Annotated in this window: 28 protein-coding genes; 5 read left to right on the top strand and 23 right to left on the bottom strand. The window is 67.6% G+C overall.

Features of this window, described 5'->3' with window-relative positions; translation table 11 throughout:
* Positions 1–2 precede the first annotated feature (2 nt).
* From rplN to ACIGJO_RS23385, 17 genes are all read right to left on the bottom strand, one after another.
* Positions 3–371: a 50S ribosomal protein L14 gene (rplN, locus tag ACIGJO_RS23465; RefSeq protein WP_003966950.1), complete on the bottom strand. Its 369-nt coding sequence runs from the start codon at positions 369–371 to the stop codon at positions 3–5.
* 129 nt (positions 372–500) lie between these two features.
* Positions 501–785, bottom strand: coding sequence for a 30S ribosomal protein S17 (gene rpsQ / locus ACIGJO_RS23460; RefSeq protein ID WP_399961010.1), 285 nt, complete (start codon positions 783–785; stop codon positions 501–503).
* Positions 785–1009: a 50S ribosomal protein L29 gene (rpmC, locus tag ACIGJO_RS23455; RefSeq protein ID WP_014047786.1), complete on the bottom strand. Its 225-nt coding sequence runs from the start codon at positions 1007–1009 to the stop codon at positions 785–787. The genes rpsQ and rpmC overlap by 1 nt, the downstream gene beginning before the upstream one ends.
* A complete protein-coding gene (gene rplP / locus ACIGJO_RS23450) occupies positions 1009–1428 on the bottom strand; it encodes a 50S ribosomal protein L16 (RefSeq protein WP_014047785.1) in 420 nt (139 codons plus the stop codon). Before rplP ends, rpmC begins: the two co-directional genes overlap by 1 nt.
* 5 nt (positions 1429–1433) lie before the next feature.
* Positions 1434–2270, bottom strand: a complete 837-nt coding sequence (rpsC, locus tag ACIGJO_RS23445) for a 30S ribosomal protein S3 (RefSeq protein ID WP_007446736.1) — start codon at positions 2268–2270, stop codon at positions 1434–1436.
* Positions 2270–2617: a 50S ribosomal protein L22 gene (rplV, locus tag ACIGJO_RS23440; RefSeq protein WP_004571827.1), complete on the bottom strand. Its 348-nt coding sequence runs from the start codon at positions 2615–2617 to the stop codon at positions 2270–2272. The genes rpsC and rplV overlap by 1 nt, the downstream gene beginning before the upstream one ends.
* A gap of 42 nt (positions 2618–2659) precedes the next feature.
* The gene (gene rpsS / locus ACIGJO_RS23435) at positions 2660–2941 is read right to left on the bottom strand and encodes a 30S ribosomal protein S19 (protein ID WP_003966956.1); all 282 of its coding nucleotides are present in this window, start codon (positions 2939–2941) and stop codon (positions 2660–2662) included.
* A 12-nt stretch (positions 2942–2953) separates the two neighbouring features.
* Positions 2954–3790 (bottom strand): 50S ribosomal protein L2, encoded by an 837-nt coding sequence (gene rplB, locus ACIGJO_RS23430; protein WP_073718388.1) that lies wholly within the window; start codon positions 3788–3790, stop codon positions 2954–2956.
* A gap of 39 nt (positions 3791–3829) precedes the next feature.
* Complete coding sequence (gene rplW / locus ACIGJO_RS23425) at positions 3830–4168, bottom strand: 50S ribosomal protein L23 (protein WP_031096361.1); 339 nt, start codon at positions 4166–4168, stop codon at positions 3830–3832.
* Positions 4168–4818, bottom strand: coding sequence for a 50S ribosomal protein L4 (rplD, locus tag ACIGJO_RS23420; protein WP_073718389.1), 651 nt, complete (start codon positions 4816–4818; stop codon positions 4168–4170). The genes rplW and rplD overlap by 1 nt, the downstream gene beginning before the upstream one ends.
* A 4-nt stretch (positions 4819–4822) precedes the next feature.
* Positions 4823–5467, bottom strand: a complete 645-nt coding sequence (gene rplC, locus ACIGJO_RS23415; protein WP_329940671.1) for a 50S ribosomal protein L3 — start codon at positions 5465–5467, stop codon at positions 4823–4825.
* Between the two features lie 13 nt (positions 5468–5480).
* Positions 5481–5789 (bottom strand): 30S ribosomal protein S10, encoded by a 309-nt coding sequence (rpsJ, locus tag ACIGJO_RS23410; protein WP_003948644.1) that lies wholly within the window; start codon positions 5787–5789, stop codon positions 5481–5483.
* Between the two features lie 460 nt (positions 5790–6249).
* Positions 6250–6471 (bottom strand): DUF397 domain-containing protein, encoded by a 222-nt coding sequence (locus tag ACIGJO_RS23405; RefSeq protein ID WP_399961007.1) that lies wholly within the window; start codon positions 6469–6471, stop codon positions 6250–6252.
* A 22-nt stretch (positions 6472–6493) separates the two neighbouring features.
* Entirely contained in the window at positions 6494–6703 is a 210-nt protein-coding gene (locus ACIGJO_RS23400) for a DUF397 domain-containing protein (RefSeq protein WP_399961005.1), read from the bottom strand.
* 22 nt (positions 6704–6725) lie between these two features.
* Positions 6726–6935 (bottom strand): DUF397 domain-containing protein, encoded by a 210-nt coding sequence (locus ACIGJO_RS23395; RefSeq protein ID WP_399961003.1) that lies wholly within the window; start codon positions 6933–6935, stop codon positions 6726–6728.
* A gap of 88 nt (positions 6936–7023) precedes the next feature.
* Positions 7024–7233 (bottom strand): DUF397 domain-containing protein, encoded by a 210-nt coding sequence (locus tag ACIGJO_RS23390; RefSeq protein ID WP_399961001.1) that lies wholly within the window; start codon positions 7231–7233, stop codon positions 7024–7026.
* A complete protein-coding gene (locus ACIGJO_RS23385) occupies positions 7230–8162 on the bottom strand; it encodes a helix-turn-helix domain-containing protein (protein WP_399960999.1) in 933 nt (310 codons plus the stop codon). The genes ACIGJO_RS23390 and ACIGJO_RS23385 overlap by 4 nt, the downstream gene beginning before the upstream one ends.
* 164 nt (positions 8163–8326) lie before the next feature.
* Between ACIGJO_RS23385 and ACIGJO_RS23380 the strand changes: the two genes are divergently transcribed.
* Positions 8327–8764, top strand: a complete 438-nt coding sequence (locus ACIGJO_RS23380) for an ATP-binding protein (RefSeq protein ID WP_399960997.1) — start codon at positions 8327–8329, stop codon at positions 8762–8764.
* Positions 8765–9078: 314 nt separating this feature from the next.
* Positions 9079–10161, top strand: a complete 1083-nt coding sequence (locus tag ACIGJO_RS23375; protein ID WP_399960995.1) for a hypothetical protein — start codon at positions 9079–9081, stop codon at positions 10159–10161.
* A 38-nt stretch (positions 10162–10199) separates the two neighbouring features.
* Here ACIGJO_RS23375 and ACIGJO_RS23370 read toward each other — a convergent pair whose 3' ends face one another.
* Positions 10200–10403, bottom strand: a complete 204-nt coding sequence (locus ACIGJO_RS23370) for a heavy metal-binding domain-containing protein (RefSeq protein ID WP_399960993.1) — start codon at positions 10401–10403, stop codon at positions 10200–10202.
* 181 nt (positions 10404–10584) lie between these two features.
* Between ACIGJO_RS23370 and ACIGJO_RS23365 the strand changes: the two genes are divergently transcribed.
* From ACIGJO_RS23365 to ACIGJO_RS23355, 3 genes are all read left to right on the top strand, one after another.
* Positions 10585–11079 (top strand): GNAT family N-acetyltransferase, encoded by a 495-nt coding sequence (locus ACIGJO_RS23365; protein WP_399960991.1) that lies wholly within the window; start codon positions 10585–10587, stop codon positions 11077–11079.
* A gap of 78 nt (positions 11080–11157) precedes the next feature.
* A complete protein-coding gene (locus ACIGJO_RS23360; RefSeq protein WP_399960989.1) occupies positions 11158–12735 on the top strand; it encodes a hypothetical protein in 1578 nt (525 codons plus the stop codon).
* Positions 12736–12914: 179 nt separating this feature from the next.
* Positions 12915–13637 (top strand): S1 family peptidase, encoded by a 723-nt coding sequence (locus tag ACIGJO_RS23355; RefSeq protein ID WP_399960987.1) that lies wholly within the window; start codon positions 12915–12917, stop codon positions 13635–13637.
* A 134-nt stretch (positions 13638–13771) separates the two neighbouring features.
* Here ACIGJO_RS23355 and tuf read toward each other — a convergent pair whose 3' ends face one another.
* The 5 genes from tuf to ACIGJO_RS23330 form a co-directional block, all read right to left on the bottom strand.
* Positions 13772–14965 carry an elongation factor Tu gene (tuf, locus tag ACIGJO_RS23350; protein WP_015610719.1) on the bottom strand — a complete coding sequence of 398 codons (1194 nt, stop codon included), beginning with the start codon at positions 14963–14965 and terminating at the stop codon, positions 13772–13774.
* A gap of 160 nt (positions 14966–15125) precedes the next feature.
* Entirely contained in the window at positions 15126–17255 is a 2130-nt protein-coding gene (gene fusA / locus ACIGJO_RS23345; protein WP_399960984.1) for an elongation factor G, read from the bottom strand.
* Positions 17256–17293: 38 nt separating this feature from the next.
* A complete protein-coding gene (rpsG, locus tag ACIGJO_RS23340; protein ID WP_003966970.1) occupies positions 17294–17764 on the bottom strand; it encodes a 30S ribosomal protein S7 in 471 nt (156 codons plus the stop codon).
* A gap of 2 nt (positions 17765–17766) precedes the next feature.
* Positions 17767–18138, bottom strand: a complete 372-nt coding sequence (gene rpsL / locus ACIGJO_RS23335; protein WP_003948652.1) for a 30S ribosomal protein S12 — start codon at positions 18136–18138, stop codon at positions 17767–17769.
* Between the two features lie 254 nt (positions 18139–18392).
* Positions 18393–18887, bottom strand: coding sequence for a hypothetical protein (locus tag ACIGJO_RS23330; RefSeq protein ID WP_399960982.1), 495 nt, complete (start codon positions 18885–18887; stop codon positions 18393–18395).
* Positions 18888–18963: the final 76 nt, after the last annotated feature.

The following is an 18963-nucleotide window of genomic DNA, read 5'->3' as shown; positions in this document are numbered from 1 at the left end:
GCTTACAGCACCTCCGGCGCGAGCGAGATGATCTTCATGAACTTCTTCTCGCGCAGCTCTCGGCCAACCGGGCCAAAGATGCGGGTGCCGCGGGGGTCGCCGTCGTTCTTCAGAATGACGGCGGCGTTCTCGTCGAAGCGGATGTACGAGCCATCCTGACGACGACGCTCCTTGACGGTGCGAACGATGACGGCCTTGACGACGTCACCCTTCTTCACGTTGCCACCGGGGATCGCGTCCTTGACGGTGGCGACGATGACGTCACCGATACCCGCGTAGCGGCGACCCGAGCCACCGAGAACACGAATGGTGAGAATTTCCTTCGCACCCGTGTTGTCGGCGACGCGCAGTCGCGACTCCTGCTGGATCACGTCTATCTCCTGATCGTCTGCCGGTTCCCGGCGGGGAGTTCCATGAGCGGCCTACGAGAACGTAAGCGCCTTACGGAGACTCCCCACCGAGCCTGGCGGAACTTGCCTGAGGGGAATGCCCCTCAGGAATTACTTGGCCTTCTCGAGGATCTCGACGATGCGCCAGCGCTTCGAGGCGGACAGCGGCCGGGTCTCCATGATGATGACACGGTCGCCGACGCCGGCAGCGTTCTGCTCGTCGTGGGCCTTGAGCTTGTTCGTACGGCGGATGACCTTGCCGTACAGCGCGTGCTTGACACGGTCCTCGACAGCGACGACGACGGTCTTGTCCATCTTGTCGCTGACGACCAGACCCTCACGGGTCTTGCGGAAACCGCGGTCGGTCTTGGTCTCAGTCACAGTCTTCTCGCTCATCAGACGCTCTCCACCGTCTCGATGCCCAGCTCGCGCTCACGCATCAGGGTGTAGATCCGGGCGATGTCCTTACGGACGGACTTGAGCCGGCCGTGGTTTTCGAGCTGACCAGTCGCCGCCTGGAAGCGGAGGTTGAACAGCTCTTCCTTGGCCTCGCGGAGCTTGTTGAGAAGCTCCTCGTTGCCCAGCTCGCGCAGCTCGGACGCCTTGGTACCGGCCGACATCACGACTCACCTGCCTCGCGCCGAACGATCCGGCACTTCATCGGAAGCTTGTGAGCAGCGCGGGTAAGCGCCTCACGAGCAATCTTCTCGTTCGGGTAGGACAGCTCGAACATCACCCGACCGGGCTTGACGTTCGCGATCCACCACTCGGGAGAACCCTTACCGGAACCCATGCGGGTCTCGGCAGGCTTCTTCGTCAGGGGGCGGTCCGGGTAGATGTTGATCCAGACCTTGCCGCCACGCTTGATGTGGCGGGTCATCGCGATACGAGCTGCCTCGATCTGGCGGTTCGTCACGTACGCCGGAGTCAGCGCCTGGATGCCGTACTCGCCGAACGCAACCTGCGTGCCACCCTTGGACATACCGCTGCGCTTCGGGTGGTGCTGCTTGCGGTGCTTGACCCTACGGGGGATCAGCATTTCGGTCAGGCCTCCGTTCCGGTGCTCTCAGCAGCCGGAGCAGCGGCGGCGGGAGCGTCGGCCTTGGGGGCCTCGGCTGCCGGCGACTGCTGCGGCTTGCGGCCGCGACCGCCACGCTCGCCACCACGGCCACCGCGGCCGGCCGGGCGGTCAGCGCCGCCACGAGCCGGACGGTTGCCGGCGCGGGCTGCGGCGTTCTCGGCGCGGACCTCGGCGATGTTCTTGACGTCGCCCTTGTAGATCCAGACCTTCACGCCGATGCGGCCGAAGGTCGTCTTGGCCTCGAAGAAGCCGTAGTCGACGTTCGCACGGAGCGTGTGCAGGGGCACGCGGCCCTCGCGGTAGAACTCCGAGCGGGACATCTCGGCGCCGCCGAGGCGACCGCCGCACTGGATCTTGATGCCCTTGGCGCCGGCCTTCATCGAGCTCTGCATGCTCTTGCGCATGGCACGACGGAAGGAGACGCGGGAGGAGAGCTGCTCGGCGACGGCCTGGGCCACCAGCTGAGCGTCCACCTCGGGGTTCTTGACCTCGAGGATGTTCAGCTGGACCTGCTTGCCGGTCAGCTTCTCCAGCTCGCCACGGATGCGATCGGCCTCGGCGCCGCGGCGGCCGATGACGATGCCCGGACGGGCGGTGTGGATGTCAACGCGGACGCGGTCGCGGGTGCGCTCGATCTCGACCTTCGAGATGCCGGCCCGCTCCATGCCCTTCGTCATCATGCGACGAATGGCGACGTCTTCCTTGACGTAGTCCTTGTACAGCTTGTCGGCGTACCAACGGGACTTGAAGTCCGTGGTAATGCCGAGCCGGAACCCGTGCGGGTTTACCTTCTGGCCCATTACCGGGTTCCTTCCTTGCTGCTGACGACCACGGTGATGTGGCTGGTCCGCTTACGGATCCGGTAGGCACGGCCCTGAGCACGCGGACGGAACCGCTTCAGGGTCGGGCCCTCGTCCACGTACGCCTCGCTGATGACCAGCGAAGAGGCGTCGGTGTGGTCGTAGTTGTGTGCAGCGTTGGCGATGGCGCTGTCAAGCACCTTGCCAACCGGCACGCTCGCGGCCTGCGGGGCGAAACGCAGGACCGCCTGAGCCTCCGTGGCATCCATGCCACGGATGAGGTCCACCACTCGGCGGGCCTTCATGGGCGTGACGCGGATGTACCGCGCCTGGGCCCTGGCTTCCATGGTTGTCCCTTCGGTGTAAGTCATAGTCGTTTCCACCCCGCGCTAGCGGCGCTTCGACTTCCGGTCGTCCTTGACGTGGCCGCGGAAGGTGCGAGTCGGCGAGAACTCGCCGAGCTTGTGGCCGACCATCGACTCGGTGACGAACACCGGGACGTGGATCTTGCCGTTGTGCACCGCGATGGTGTGACCCAGCATGGCCGGGACGATCATCGAGCGACGGGACCAGGTCTTGATGACGTTCTTGGTGCCTGCTTCGTTCTGTACGTCCACCTTCTTGATGAGGTGGCCGTCGACGAAGGGCCCCTTCTTGAGACTGCGCGGCATCTAAACCCGCTCCTAGCGCTTCTTGTTCGTCTTGCGGCGGCGGACGATGTACTTGCTCGATGCCTTCTTCGGCGAGCGAGTACGACCCTCCTTCTGACCCCACGGCGAGACCGGGTGACGTCCACCGGAGGTCTTGCCTTCACCACCACCGTGCGGGTGGTCAACCGGGTTCATCGCGACACCGCGGACGGTCGGGCGTACGCCCTTCCAGCGCATACGGCCGGCCTTGCCCCAGTTGATGTTCGACTGCTCGGCGTTGCCGACCTCGCCAATGGTGGCGCGGCAGCGGGCGTCGACCAGCCGGATCTCACCGGACGGCATACGAAGGTGGGCCATGGTGCCCTCCTTCGCCAGCAGCTGCACGGAAGTACCCGCGGAACGGGCGAACTTCGCGCCGCCGCCGGGCCGCAGCTCGATGGCGTGGATGGTCGTACCGACCGGGATGTTGCGCAGCGCCAGGTTGTTGCCCGGCTTGATGTCTGCGGCCGGACCGTTCTCGACACGGTCACCCTGCGACAGGCCACGCGGGGCGACGATGTAGCGCTTCTCGCCGTCCGCGTAGTGCAGCAGCGCGATGCGCGCGGTGCGGTTCGGGTCGTACTCGATGTGCGCGACCTTGGCCGGCACGCCGTCCTTGTCGTGACGACGGAAGTCGATCACGCGGTAGGCGCGCTTGTGTCCGCCACCCTGGTGGCGAACGGTGATCCGACCGGCGTTGTTACGGCCGCCCTTGCTGTGCAGGGGGCGGACCAGCGACTTCTCCGGCGTGGACCGCGTGATCTCGACAAAGTCGGCGACGCTGGAGCCACGACGGCCCGGGGTCGTCGGCTTGTACTTGCGGATACCCATTTCTCAGTCCTCGTCCGATTCCGGACGACTCGACCTCCGTCAGGAGGTCGGGCCGCCGAAGATGTCGATACGGTCGCCCTCGGCGAGGGTCACGATGGCGCGCTTGGTGTCAGCGCGCTTGCCGAAGCCGGTCTTGGTGCGCTTGCGCTTACCCTGCCGGTTGATCGTGTTGACCCCGGTGACCTTGACCGAGAAGACCGCTTCCACGGCCTGCTTGATCTGGGTCTTGTTGGAGCCGGGCGCGACGATGAACGTGTACTTGTTCTCGTCGAGCAGCGCGTAGCTCTTCTCGGAGACAACCGGCTTGACGAGAACGTCGCGCGGGTCCGAGTAGGTCTTGCTCGTGATGGTCGAGCTGGTAACGGTCGCCTCGCTCATCAGGCGTCGCTCCCTTCGGTCTCAGCGGTCTGGGGGCCAGACACGAAGGACTCGAAAGCGGCCTGAGTGAAGACCACGTCGTCAGAGACGATCACGTCGTACGTGTTCAGCTGGCCCGGCTCCAGGATGTGCACCTGGGGCAGGTTGCGTGCGGACAGCCACGCGGCCTCGTCGGCGCGGTCGACGACCAGGAGCACGTTGTTGCGCTCACTGATCTTGCCGAGCAGCGTCTTCGCGGCCTTCGTGGAGATCGCACCCTCGACCACGCCGGTGACGACGTGGATACGGGAGTGACGCGCCCGGTCGGAGAGGGCACCACGCAGGGCGGCGGCCTTCATCTTCTTCGGGGTGCGCTGCGAGTAGTCACGCGGCTGCGGGCCGTGGACGACGCCACCGCCGGCGAACTGCGGCGCACGGGTCGAACCCTGGCGCGCGCGGCCGGTGCCCTTCTGGCGGTACGGCTTGCGGCCACCGCCTCGGACCTCGGCGCGGGTCTTGGTCTTGTGCGTGCCCTGACGGGCAGCTGCCAGCTGTGCGACGACGACCTGGTGGATCAGCGGAACGCTGGTCTTGGCGTCGAAGATCTCCGCGGGGAGCTCGACGGTACCGGCCTTGTCGCCTGCCGGCGAAAGGATGTCAATGGTGCTCATTACCTCAAGCCCCCTTGGCCGCGGTACGGACCAGGACGAGGCCGCCGTTCGGACCGGGGACCGCGCCCTTGATGAGGAGCAGACCCTTCTCCGCGTCAACCGCGTGGATGGTCAGGTTCTGGGTGGTGACCCGCTCGTTGCCCATGCGACCCGCCATGCGCATGCCCTTGAAGACACGGCCGGGGGTGGCACAGCCACCGATGGAGCCGGGCGAACGGTGCTTGCGCTGCACGCCGTGACCGGCGCCGAGGCCCTTGAAGTTGTGACGCTTCATGACACCGGCGAAGCCCTTGCCCTTGCTCTTGCCCGTGACATCAACCTTGATGCCGGACTCGAACACCTCGGCGGTGATCTCCTGGCCCAGCGTGTACTCGCTGGCGTCAGGGGTACGGAGCTCCACCAGGTGGCGGCGGGGGGTCACGTCGGCCTTGGCGAAGTGGCCCTTGAGGGGCTTGTTCACCTTGCGCGGGTCGATCTCGCCGAAGGCGATCTGGACCGACTCGTAGCCGTCGTTGTCGTTGGTGCGGACCTGGGTGACGACGCAGGGCCCGGCCTTGACGACGGTCACCGGGACGACCCGGTTGTTCTCGTCCCAGACCTGGGTCATGCCGAGCTTCTCGCCCAGGACGCCCTTAATGTTCTTAGCCATCTCGCGCGTCACCTCAGAGCTTGATCTCGATGTCGACGCCCGCCGGCAGGTCGAGACGCATGAGCGAGTCAACCGTCTTCGGCGTGGGGTCGAGGATGTCGATGAGGCGCTTGTGCGTGCGCATCTCGAAGTGCTCGCGCGAGTCCTTGTACTTGTGCGGCGACTTGATGACGCAGTACACGTTCTTCTCAGTGGGCAGCGGCACCGGGCCCGCGACCGACGCACCAGTGCGGGTCACCGTCTCGACGATCTTCTTCGCCGAAGAGTCGATGACCTCGTGGTCGTAGGCCTTGAGCCGGATGCGGATCTTCTGTCCCGCCATGGCTACTAGTAGTCCTGTCTCTCGAAACGCTCTGGAACCCGGGGGTTCTCGTAACTCCTCCGCCGACCCACGCGGTCGGGCGTGTCGCATCCCCTCTACGAAAATCTCCCGAAGGAAATCCCAACCAAGGGGGTGCGGGCCCGAGGACCGCGGAACCGGGGGCGGAACACCCACCGGGTGCCTGGCCGGCGCCCTGCTTTACTTCCCGGAAGATTCCCGTACGTCCGGCCCGCATGGGGCCGACGAGTACTGTGGGACTCGCTTCCGGTCCTCCCGGCGGGAGGCGCGCAGCATTGACACTCAACCGAGCAACCTGGTCAGTGTGCCATACGGGGTGTGAGCCTGGCCAATCGGGCCCAGAATCTTACCCCCCGCGAGGGAGCGGTCAAACGCGGGCGCGCATTCGGCGCGTCCCCGGCCGGGCGTGGGCCTTGGACTGGGGCGCGCGTACGTAGAGGGGTCAGCGCCCGGAGGCGTACCCGGCGGCGTACGGGACGAAGCGCACCCACGCGGCGGGGGTAAGGGCGAGAAGCGGACCCTGGACGTCCTTGGAGTCGCGGATGTGGACGGTGTCCGGGGTGGTCGCGACTTCGACGCACTCGTTGCTGTTGCTGCTGTCGCTGTAGCTGCTCGTGAACCACTCCAGCGCAGAAACGTCCCGGGTCGAGGGCTTGCGGATCATGTCGCTCCCACGGCAGAGGGGGTCAGTGCCCAGCGGCGTACGAAACGAAGCGAGCCCACGCGGCGGGAGTAACGGCGAGGCGCGGGCCCTGGACGTCCTTGGAATCACGGACGTGGACGGCGCCGGAGGCGGTGGCAACCTCGACGCACTCGCTGCCGTTGCTGCTATCGCTGTAGCTGCTCTTGAACCACTTCAGCGCGGAAGCGTCCCCGGCGGTCGGCTTGTGGATCATGTCGCTCCCACCTCGGAAGGGGTCAGTGCCCGGCGGCGTACGAGACGAAACCAGCCCACGCGGCGGGAGTAACGGCGAGACGCGGGCCCTGGACGTCCTTGGAATCACGGACGTGGACGGCGCCGGAGGCAGTGGCAACCTCGACGCACTCGCTGCCGTCGCTGCTATCGCTGTAGCCGCTCTTGAACCACCGCAGCTCGGAACCGTCCCGGGCAGAAGGCTTGCGGATCATGTCTCTCCAAAGGCGGGTTCTTCGGACAGAAGCGCGCCCAGCCCGACATCGGCCAAAGGAAAGGCTGCGGCGTGGGTACGTAGAGAGGTCAGTGCCCGGCTGCGTACGAGACGAAACCCGCCCACGCGGCGGGGGTGACGGCGAGACGCGGACCCCGGACGTTCTTGGAATCACGTACGTGCACGGCGGCAAGGGCGGTCGCGACCTCGACGCAGTCGTTGCCGTCGCCACTGCTGCTGTAGCTGCTCTTGAACCACTTCAGCGCGGAAGCGTCCCCAGCAGAGAGCTTCTGGATCATGTCTCTCCCAGCACTTTCTCAATGAAGGCCCGTGACTCCCGTGGCGAGAGAGCCTGGGCCCGGATCATCCCACAGCGCAATTCCAGGATCCTGAGCTGCCTCGGGTCAGAGACTGGACGCCCTCCGAACGCGCCTTCGGACCGCCCCACCGCGCTGCCGTCGGGGAACTTCAGCACTTCGATCAGCCCGCCGGTCCCAGGGTGTTCCTCGCGATGGGTCGGCATCACCTGGATCGCCACATTCCGTAATTGCCCTACTTCCAGGAGGCGTTCGAGTTGTCGACGCCACACCATTGTGCCTCCGACCGGACGTCGAAGCGTCACCTCTTCCTGGACAAAACTGAGCGACGGGAGCGGGTCCCGGTCGAAGATGGCTTGCCGGGCCAGCCGAGCGGCCACCACGCGATCCATTTCATCCAGCGTGTAGGCGGGGAGCCATGAGGCGAACAGGGCTCGCATATGGCCTTCGGTCTGCAACAGGCCGTTGATGTTGTGGTTGTGGTAGGCCTCCAGCTCAACAGCCCTGGCCTCTAGCTTCGCCAGGTCCCGCACCTTCTTCGGGTACCGCACCTCCGCGACATCCGGCTTCATCGCCGCGAGCTTGCCGCCCGCCCCCAGCACCGCGTCCGCACGGTCCAGGAACTCCGGGCGGGGGATGCGCCGGCCGCCCTCCACCTTGTAGACGAGGTCCTCCCCGTACCCCATCTGCGCCCCGAGCTCGCACGCCCGCATCCCCGCCGCCTCGCGCCACGCCTTGATCTGGCGGCCCACGGCGGCGACCACCGCCACCCCGGACTCGTCGTCGGGATCGACGTCCCAGCCGGGCTCGTCCGCGCTGCCGCCCCCGTGCTCCGTACCGTCCCCGTACCCCGCGCCGTCCCCGCGCTCCGTGCCGTCCCCGTGTCCCGAACCGTCGCCAATCACGCTCATGCGAGCCCCACTTCCGACGTGCGTGCCGTTCTTCTCTCAACCGCGTCCGTTCCCGGTGCGTCACGCCGGACAGTCAGGACAGCGCCGGACAAGCCCTGGACAATCACCGTACGCAAGGGCTCAGTCACTGGGCACGGTACGCAGAGGCGGCCACGCTGAGTGACATGAACCAAGAAATGGTCCGCGTCCAACGCCCCGCCGCGAGCCGGACGTTCACCGTGCTGCTCTCGCCCACCCGGCGGGCGGCCAGGCTCGCCCGGCTGCTCACCGTGGCCCGTCTCGGCGCCTGGGGGCTCCCTTCGGAGTCGGCGGCGCACATCGTCGCCGAGCTGGCGGCGAACGCCTCGGTGCACGGCCGGGTACGGGGCCGGGACTTCCGGCTGCACCTCGCTGTCCGTGGCGAGGCCCTGTTGCGGATCGAGGTGGCCGACACCCGGGGCGACAGCGTTCCGCCCGGTCCGGGGGCCGTCAAGGCGCCCGAGGACGACGCGGAGAGCGGACGGGGCCTGCTCATCGTCGAGGCCCTGGCCGACCACTGGGGCGTCGCCCCCGGACCCGTACCGCTCAAGACGGTGTGGGCCGAACTCGACCTCGCGCGCTGACCGCCTCCACCGGGTCGTGGGATGTCACGACCCGGTATTCCCGACCGGATCGTGGGCGGCCACGACGCGGTGGCCCTCGACGTCAACTACGTAAAGAACTCGGAGAAAAAACCCCACCCGACCCCACCCCGTCCCCTACCTGAAGCACCCCGGGAGCTCGTCACTCACACGGGTGAGGTTTGCCAACTCAGCTGGCTTTCGCGCTGGTTGGGAGGCATATGCTCACGCCACCACACCAGCACATACGTCGGCCCCCGGCCGGGACAGCAATCCCGATCGAGGGCCTGACCAACGAGGAAGAGAACAGCTTCCCGATGGATGTTCAGCAGAGTACTGCCCTCACCCGCGCCCTGGCGGAGGTTCCCGGACCTCTCCCGGCCTCCGGCGTGATCCACATCGTGATCCCGCACACCAGCCGCTTCACGGTCGTCGGCAACCACCTCGCTCAGCACCCCGGCCTCAGCTCCACCGCCGTGGGTATCGCCGTGCGCATCCAGTCGCTGCCCCCGGGGGCCGACGTGGGGATCAAGGCGCTTGCCGCCCGCTTCCCCGAAGGTGAGAGCCGCATCGCCGCCGCCCTGCGCGAGCTGGAGGCCCACGGCTACCTGCAACGGACACGTATCCGCCTGCCGGGGGGCAGGATCGTCACCCGCACCGTGTTCTGCAACCAGCCCGCAGAACTCTTACGGACACGCACGGACCGGCAGCCGACGCCGCAACCGCCCCCGCCCGCGCAAGGACGGGTCCCGGCACGGGCACCGACGCCCGAGCCGCCCGTGCCCCAGGCAGCAGCCGCTCCCGCCGTACCGGAGGCACCCGGCCCCTCCGCCGCACCGGAGCACCAACCGCCGGTCCCGGACGAGACACCGGCCGAGGCACCGGCCGAGACCTCAGCCCCGGCACCCGCCCCGTCGTCACCGCCCTGCGCTCCCCCACGCAGCTCGCGCTTCGTACCGCCGCCGACCGCGCCCAAGCCGCCGCCCCCGCCACTCCCCCAGCCCCGCGAACTCACCCCGGAACTGCACCGCACCGCCACCGCGCTCGTCACCGATCTGCGCCGCCATGCGCCCCAACTCGCGCTGTCCGAGAACGACGTCCGCCATCTGGCACCTGGCGTCGCGGCCTGGCTCGAACGCGAGGCTCACCCCGACACCATCCGCCACACGCTCACCAGCGACCTCCCCCATCCCCTCAGGCACCCGGCGAAACTCCTCAGGCACCGGCTGACCTCCCTGCTGCCCCCACCGCTCCCCGGCGCCGACGACCTCGCGCTCCCCCGCCGCCGTGTCACGGTCACCCCGTTCCAGACGTGCGACGGCTGCGACCGCGCGTTCCGCTCCCACGCCCCCGGCCACTGCGGCGACTGCCGGACCGAACCGGCGCGGACCGCCGCCTGAGGGCTGTCCGCCGGGCGCTCGCAGCTGAGCGCCCCGTCCTATCCGTACGAGATCGCGGTCCCGTATGCCACCACGTACCAGGAACCGGCATCCACCCCCTTCTGGATGCTCGTCAGGCGTGCGCCGATGACCTCGCTGGCCCCGACGTTGGCCGCGTTCACGCTCAGGGACGAGAACGCTTCGCCGGGGAAGACCTGTTGGTCGCCCCAGACGACCCAGCTGTTGGTAACGGGGCGGTTCATCTGCTGGGGGGTGTCGACCGTGAGTACCGGGACCGGAAAAGAGAGTCTTCTCGCCATAACCACGGCATGGTGCCAGGGTCCGGCCCGTTCGACAACGGACGGTGCACATGCGTGACCGGGCAGTAGGGCCGGGCTGCCGGGCGACAACTGGAGCCATCAGCTCGCCTGAAAGAATCCGGCCATGTCTACACGCACGAAGCCCGGCTGGGCCTTCCGCACCGCCACCCCCGAGGACATCGAGCCCCTGGCCGAGCTGCGGGCCCTGGTGATGCGCCCCGACCTGGAGCGTCTGGGGCGGTACGACGAGCACCGCGTTCGGCAGCGGCTGCGCGACGCGTACGCCCCGGAGCACACCTCGGTGATCCTCGTGGACGGAGCGCTCGCGGGCTGTGTGTCCCTGCGCCCCGGTACGGACAGCGCGACGGACGGCACCGCGGACCACGCGCCGGACGGATGGTGGCTGGAGAACTTCTACCTCTCCCCCGCGCTCCAGGGCCGCGGCATCGGCACCGGCGTACTGCGCTCCCTGTTGGAGCGCGCCGACCGGGAGGGCGCACGCGTGCGGCTGGCCGTGCTCCGGGGCAGCGCGGCACGGGCCCTGTACGAGCGGCACGGCTTCGTCGAGGAGCGCCGGGACCCGGTCGATGCGTTCATGGTCCGCGAGCCGGCGGCCTGACACCACTTTCCCCGTTCGCCCGGACCTGTCCGGCCCGGCGGCCTAACCTGGTCCCCCACAGCTCTCGGGGGAGGCTCGGTGCGTCTGCTGATCGATGTCGTGGAAGGTGACTGGGCCGACTTCTACGGCCGCTACGGGAACCGGACCGCATGGCGGCTCGAACGCCTGGAATCCTTCCGCCCGGATACGGGCACCGCCTCGTCCGGTGGCGCCTCGTCCGGCAGCGTGGAAGACGCCTCGGCCCGCTGGCAGGCGCTGTACGACGACACGCTCGGCCGGGCCTTCGAGATCTCCGTACCGCCGTCCATGACCGTGGCCGACTGCCTGGCACACGCGCTGGGCGAAGCCCGCCGACGCGGTGTCGCCCGGCGGGATGCGGGGCCTCCGCCGGACGGGAGGGACCCGTTCGCGGACCGGGTCCTGCGGACCTGGCTGGCCGATCCCGTCACCGACGAACGGTTCGACGACGGGCTGACACTGGAGCGGGCCGGTCTCGGCGAGGACGACCTCGTCGTCCTGTGCGTCGAGCGCACCGCCGAGGGCTGCTACGCCATGGGCCCGGCCATGAACCCGGCCGTCCTGCTGGAGCGGCTGCAACTCGCCATGAACGGGACCGCCCCCGACGACGGGCCGAGGCTGTGGGGCGTACTCCTCTACACCACGGCCGACGTGGAGCTGGCGACGTACGTCCGGACGCACTTCGAGGACCTCAACGCCCTGTCCGGGCCGAACACCCGGGTCTTCGTCGTCGAGCGGCAGGCGAGATGGGCCGAGGCACGGAAGTACTGGCGCGCGCACCTGGAGCCGGAGCTGTACCGGGTGCTCTCGTCGATGCGGTGGCTCCACTGGCAGCCGTACGACCCCCAGGGCGCCTACAAGATCGCCGCCCGTCTGAAGGTGGACCCGGAACTCCTGCCCTGCCTCGTCTTCTTCGACAGCCGGCCGGGGCTGCCCTGGGGCGAGCGGAAGATCGTCTTTCCGGTGGAGGACGTCACCCCGAGGTACTTCCGTACCCTCTTCGGCCGTATCGCCAGGGCGCTCGAAACCGCCTCTCCGGCAGGGGAGGCGCCACCGGGCGGCAGCTACTACGGGCCGCTGTCGTTCGAGAGGCAGCGGGACGGCGCGACGAGCGACAGCCGGACCGTACTGCGCGCACTGCTGCGCAGCGGCCGGGACGGCGACGCCGCGGCATTCGCCGCGGTCGAAGCGGCCCAGCGGGCGATCAGGGCGGCGCTGCGGCCGGCCCCCGCGCCCAGCACCGACTACCACCTCGACAACTGCCGGGTCATTCTCACGCCAGGAGCATCCGTGACCGAGAATTTCCACTTCCACGGGCAGAACACCACCTTCATCAACCGTCCCGTGGACACCGTCGTCCAGGACTTCCAGAACCAGCACGGAACGGCCCTGTGCCACGAGGAGCTGCGCAGTCTGCTCCGGCTGACCCTCTCCAGTACGGACCTCGCCGACGCCGACCGCGACGAGGCCGCGGCCGCCGTGCACGACCTGGCCCGGCTCTCCGCGGAACCCGAGCCGGACGGGCCCGCGGTCCGGCTGCGGGCGGAGCGGCTGCGGGAGATGCTCGCGGGGGCCGCCGACATCGCGCAGCCCGCCCTGGCGATCATCGCCTCCGTCGTCGCGGCCGTGGCCGGGTAGCGGGGCCCGTACCGCCGCAGCCGCCACGCGGCACGGGCTGCTGGTGACCGCCCGCACGCGAGGCATAACGCCGCGTTGTATCCAAGCGTTAGTACCCGGTTCACTCCGTCTTCGGGACCCTGGGGCCGACCGACCCCCACAGACACGCCCACGGGCGTGCCTCCCCGAAACGAGGAACCATGCGAATAGCCAGGCTCGTGCCCGCCGTCGCCGCCGCGGCGGTCTCCGTCCTCGCCCTTCTCGCACCCACCGCCTCGGCCTCCCCGGCCACCCCTCCCCCCACGGCCCAGGCCGTCCAGCCGATCATCGGCGGCGGCTACGCGCAGAACGCCCCGTGGGCCGCGCGTCTCTTCTCCAACGGCAGGGAGACCTGTTCGTCGACGATCATCGCGCCGACCTGGATCCTCACGGCGAAGCACTGCGTCACCGGCGGCGGGCTGTCGTTCCGGATCGGCAGTATCGACCAGCACAGCGGCGGCACGGTGGCGAACGGTGTGCAGACCTACACCCACAGCGCGGACCTGGCGCTGGTGCGGCTGGACCGGTCCGTTCAGGGGACCTACTCCCCGCTCGGACAGCCCGGCTCGGTGAGCGTCGGGCAGAGCGTCCAGGTGTTCGGCTGGGGCGCCACCTCGCAGTGCGGCTCCGAGGCCAACTGTCAGTCGCGCTATCTGAAGGTGGCCAGTGTGACCGTCAGCGGCGGCTGCACCGACGCGTACGGCGGCTCGGCGATCTGTGCGCGCCGCGGCAACGGCATCACCGCCGGCGGGGACTCGGGCGGCCCGATGACGGCGGGCGGTGTCCAGGTGGGCGTCGCCTCGACCAGTGACCGGCAGACCACGACCGCGTACACGAACGTCACCGCGTACCGCTCCTGGATCCAGTCCATCGCGGGCGTCTGACCCCGGGGGCCCGCTCCACGGATCACGTGCCGGAACGCTCAGCACAAAGCGAAGGGCCCTGTACCTCTCTCACGAGAGGTACAGGGCCCTTCTTGCAGCTCAGCGAGCTACCAGGTCAGACGATCAAGCAGAAACTACTTGATGATCTTGGTGACCTGGCCGGCGCCCACGGTCCGGCCACCCTCACGGATGGCGAACTTCAGGCCCTCTTCCATGGCGACCGGCTGGATCAGCGCGACGTCCATGAGGGTGTTGTCACCCGGCATGACCATCTCGGTGCCCTCGGGGAGGGTCACAACGCCCGTTACGTCCGTGGTACGGAAGTAGAACTGCGGGCGGTAGTTGTTGAAGAACGGGGTGTGACGGCCACCCTCGTCCTTCGACAGGATGTAGGACTGCGCCTGGAACTCGGTGTGCGGCGTGACCGAACCCGGCTTGATGATGACCTGGCCGCGCTCGACGTCCTCGCGCTTGATGCCACGGAGGAGCAGACCGACGTTCTCACCGGCCTGGCCCTCGTCGAGCAGCTTGCGGAACATCTCGATGCCGGTGACCGTGGTGGTGGTCTTCTCGGTCTTGATACCGACGATGTCGACGGTCTCGTTGACCTTCAGGACACCACGCTCGATACGGCCGGTGACGACCGTACCGCGACCGGTGATCGTGAAGACGTCCTCGATGGGCATGAGGAACGGCTTCTCGACGTCACGCTCGGGCTGCGGGATGGACTCGTCGACGGCGGCCATCAGGTTCAGGACCGACTGGCCCCACTCCTTGTCGCCCTCAAGAGCCTTGAGCGCCGAGACACGCACGACCGGAAGGTCGTCGCCCGGGAACTCGTACTCGGAGAGGAGCTCACGGACCTCGAGCTCGACGAGCTCCATGATCTCCTCGTCGTCCACCATGTCGGCCTTGTTCAGGGCGACGACGATGTACGGGACACCGACCTGGCGGGCCAGGAGCACGTGCTCCTTGGTCTGCGGCATCGGGCCGTCGGTGGCCGCGACCACGAGGATGGCGCCGTCCATCTGCGCCGCACCCGTGATCATGTTCTTGATGTAGTCCGCGTGACCCGGGCAGTCGACGTGCGCGTAGTGACGCGACTCCGTCTGGTACTCGACGTGCGCGATCGAGATCGTGATACCGCGCTGGCGCTCCTCGGGAGCCTTGTCGATCTGGTCGAAGGCCGAGGCCTCGTTCAGGTCCGGGTACGCGTCGTGCAGCACCTTGGTAATGGCGGCCGTGAGGGTCGTCTTACCGTGGTCAATGTGACCGATGGTGCCGATGTTGACGTGCGGCTTAGTCCGCTCGAACTTTGCCTTCGCCACTGGGTCCTCCTGCGGAGTGGTTCTGTACGCCTTGCTTCATCGGCGCCAGGTGATCTTTGCTGGGATGCCGGGGCCGGGGGCATTCGGCACATTGCTTGCGCTATGTACCGAATGCCGCACCGGGCTCCGGTGACAAGCCTAAAGCGTGAACTCGGAAGAGTTACTCGCCCTTGGCCTTCGCGATGATCTCCTCGGCGACGTTCCGCGGAACCTCGGCGTAGGAGTCGAACTGCATCGAGTAGCTTGCGCGACCCGAGGTCTTGCTGCGGAGGTCTCCGACGTAGCCGAACATCTCCGAGAGGGGCACGAGGCCCTTCACGACGCGAGCACCGCTGCGCTCCTCCATGGCCTGGATCTGGCCACGGCGGGAGTTCAGGTCGCCGATGACATCGCCCATGTAGTCCTCGGGCGTGGTGACCTCGACGGCCATCATCGGCTCAAGGAGCACGGGAGAGGCCTTGCGGGCACCCTCCTTGAACGCCTGCGAACCGGCGATCTTGAAGGCGAGCTCCGAGGAGTCGACCTCGTGGTAACCACCGTCGAGAAGGGTGACGCGGACGCCGACCATCTCGTAACCGGCCAGGATGCCGAACTGCATGGCTTCCTGAGCACCCGCGTCCACCGAGGGGATGTACTCACGGGGGATGCGGCCACCGGTGACCTTGTTGACGAACTCGTAGGAGGCGTCGCCACCCTCGATGGGCTCAAGGGCGATCTGCACCTTCGCGAACTGGCCGGTACCACCAGTCTGCTTCTTGTGCGTGTAGTCGATGCGCTCGACGGCCTTGCGGATCGTCTCGCGGTACGCGACCTGGGGCTTGCCGACGTTCGCCTCGACGCGGAACTCGCGCTTCATGCGGTCGACGAGCACCTCGAGGTGAAGCTCGCCCATACCACCGATGATGGTCTGGCCGGTCTCCTCGTCGGAGTGCACCTGGAAGGAGGGGTCCTCCTCCGAGAGGCGCTGGATGGCGACACCCAGCTTCTCCTGGTCACCCTTGGACTTGGGCTCGATGGCGACCTGAATGACCGGCGCCGGGAAGTCCATGGACTCCAGGATGACCGGGTTCTTGTCGTCACACAGCGTCTCACCGGTGGTGGTCTGCTTCAGGCCCATGACGGCGATGATGTCACCGGCGCCCACCGACGCGATCTCCTCACGCTTGTTCGCGTGCATGCGGTAGATCTTGCCGATGCGCTCCTTCTTGCCCTTGACCGAGTTCAGCACCGCGGTGCCGGCCTCAAGGCGACCGGAGTAGATCCGGACGAAGGTGAGCTTGCCGAGGTGCGGGTCGCTCGCGATCTTGAACGCCAGGCCGGAGAACGGCTCGTCGTCCGAGGGCTTGCGCGAGACGACCTTCTCCGGGTCCTTCACGTCGTGGCCCTCGATGGCCTCGACGTCCAGGGGGGAAGGCAGGTAGCGCACAACGGCGTCGAGCAGGGGCTGAACGCCCTTGTTCTTGAACGCCGTGCCACAGAACACCGGGGTGATGGTGACCGAGTCGGCACTGCCCTTGGACGCCAGCGTGATCCGACGGATCGCCGCGTGCAGCTGCTCCTGGGTGGGCTCGTTGCCCTCCAGGTACAGCTCCATCATGGCGTCGTCGTTCTCGGCCACGGCCTCAAGGAGCTTGGCGCGCCATTCGTCGGCGCTCTCCTTGAGGTTGTCCGGGACCTCGGTGACGTTGTACATCTCGCCCTTGGCGGCCTCTTCGGGGTACACGAAGGCCTTCATCGACACGAGGTCGACGACGCCCGTGAAGCCGGCCTCCGCGCCAATGGGGAGCTGCATGACGATCGGGGTCGCGCCGAGGCGGTCCACGATCATGTTGACGCAACGGAAGAAGTCCGCACCGGTGCGGTCGAGCTTGTTGACGAAGCAGATACGCGGCACGCCGTAGCGGTCCGCCTGACGCCACACGGTCTCGGACTGCGGCTCGACGCCGGCCACACCGTCGAACACGGTGACAGCGCCGTCGAGGACGCGGAGCGAACGCTCCACCTCGACGGTGAAGTCGACGTGACCCGGGGTGTCGATGATGTTGATGGTGTGGTCAACATCATTGAGCGGCCAGTGGCAGGTCGTCGCGGCGGACGTGATCGTGATGCCGCGCTCCTGCTCCTGCTCCATCCAGTCCATCGTGGCAGCGCCGTCGTGGACTTCACCGATCTTGTACGAGACGCCGGTGTAGAACAGGATCCGCTCAGTGGTGGTCGTCTTGCCCGCGTCGATGTGGGCCATGATCCCGATGTTGCGGACCTTGGCCAGGTCAAGCGAAGTGGTGGCCATAAGGCTCAATCTTCTCTCGGTCTCGATGTGGGTAGCGACTACCAGCGGTAGTGCGCGAAGGCCTTGTTCGACTCGGCCATCTTGTGGGTGTCCTCACGCTTCTTGACCGAAGCGCCGAGGCCGTTGGAGGCGTCGAGCAGTTCGTTCATGAGGCGCTCGGTCATGGTCTTCTCGCGGCGGGCGCGGGAGTAACCGACGAGCCAGCGCAGAGCGAGGGTGGACGCGCGACCGGGCTTGACCTCGATCGGCACCTGGTAGGTGGCGCCACCGACACGGCGGGACTTGACCTCGAGCGAGGGCTTGACGTTCTCAAGCGCGCGCTTCAGCGTGATGACCGGGTCGTTGCCGGTCTTCTCGCGGAGGCCTTCCATGGCGCCGTACACGATCCGCTCGGCGGTGGAACGCTTGCCGTCGAGGAGGATCTTGTTGATCAGCGAGGTGACAAGAGGAGAGCTGTAGACCGGGTCAATGATGACCGGGCGCTTCGGGGCGGGGCCCTTACGAGGCATTCTTACTTCTCCTTCTTGGCGCCGTAGCGGCTGCGGGCCTGCTTGCGGTTCTTGACACCCTGGGTGTCGAGCGAGCCGCGGATGATCTTGTAACGAACACCCGGCAGGTCCTTCACACGGCCACCACGCACGAGCACGATGGAGTGCTCCTGCAGGTTGTGTCCCTCACCCGGGATGTAGGCCGTGACCTCGATACCGGAGGTCAGACGCACACGCGCGACCTTACGGAGTGCCGAGTTCGGCTTCTTCGGGGTGGTCGTGAACACACGCGTGCAGACGCCGCGGCGCTGGGGCGAACCCTCGAGCGCGGGCGTCTTGTTCTTCTCGACCTTGTCCTGCCGGCCCTTCCGGACCAGCTGCTGGATCGTAGGCACTACTTCTCCGGTTTCTGTGTGCCGTTCGTGAAACTAACCTGGAACATCGCCGACCCACGCGGTCGGGTGTGTCGAATACTGCAGGCTCCCGCCCAGAGGCAGAAGGGGCGCAGATTGCGGTGGCCACTTACGGACTCGCCATGCGGTTGAGGACACGCAGCCGAGCCCAGGCACACCCCAGGCACAAGGCTTGAGCGTACCTACCTCACGGACTCCGGTCAAAACAAATGCCGTCCATCACGACACGCCGGGGCTCATTTGTGATCGAATACTTCGCCGTCCAGGTGCTTCTCGATCAACAGAATGTCCTTCCGGTCCTTCTGTCGCAGCGTGGTCCTCTTCCATTCCAGCACCTCCCGCAGCGGGCAGAAGGGGAGGCCGTGTATCCATTCGGCACCCTCGATGAGCTCGTCGGGTCCCGGCGTTCCCGGAAGCCATCGGTCGAAGACCTCCAGGCCACCGTCGAACAGCAGCACCATCAGCCCGTACCCGGAAGGGGCCGCCACCGGATCGGCCAGTGCGGTGGCCCGCTCCCAGGCGGCGCCTCTGGCGACGACGTCCAGATCGCCCACCGCGCTCCTGAGCCCGTGTGCCAGCAGCGGACCGCTGCCCGCCACCACGAAGTCCCCCCGTTCCAGCCCGAGCGACAGGAGCTTTCCGACCAGCGGGTGATCGTGGAGATTCCGTGCTTCCCCTTCCGGAGGGCCGGCGGATGCCGCCGTCCCGGAAGAGACCCGTGCCGTGTCCATAGCGCTCCCCCACCGTCCCCGAGCCCGACTCCGCCCTCCCCGTCCGTCCCGAGGCGCTGAGCGGCTCCTGGCGGCG

Source organism: Streptomyces sp. NPDC079020, from assembly GCF_044542225.1.
Taxonomy (GTDB): Bacteria; Actinomycetota; Actinomycetes; order Streptomycetales; family Streptomycetaceae; genus Streptomyces.
The sequence above is the reverse complement of the archived record's forward strand: the minus strand, read 5'-3'. Positions and strand labels throughout refer to the sequence as shown.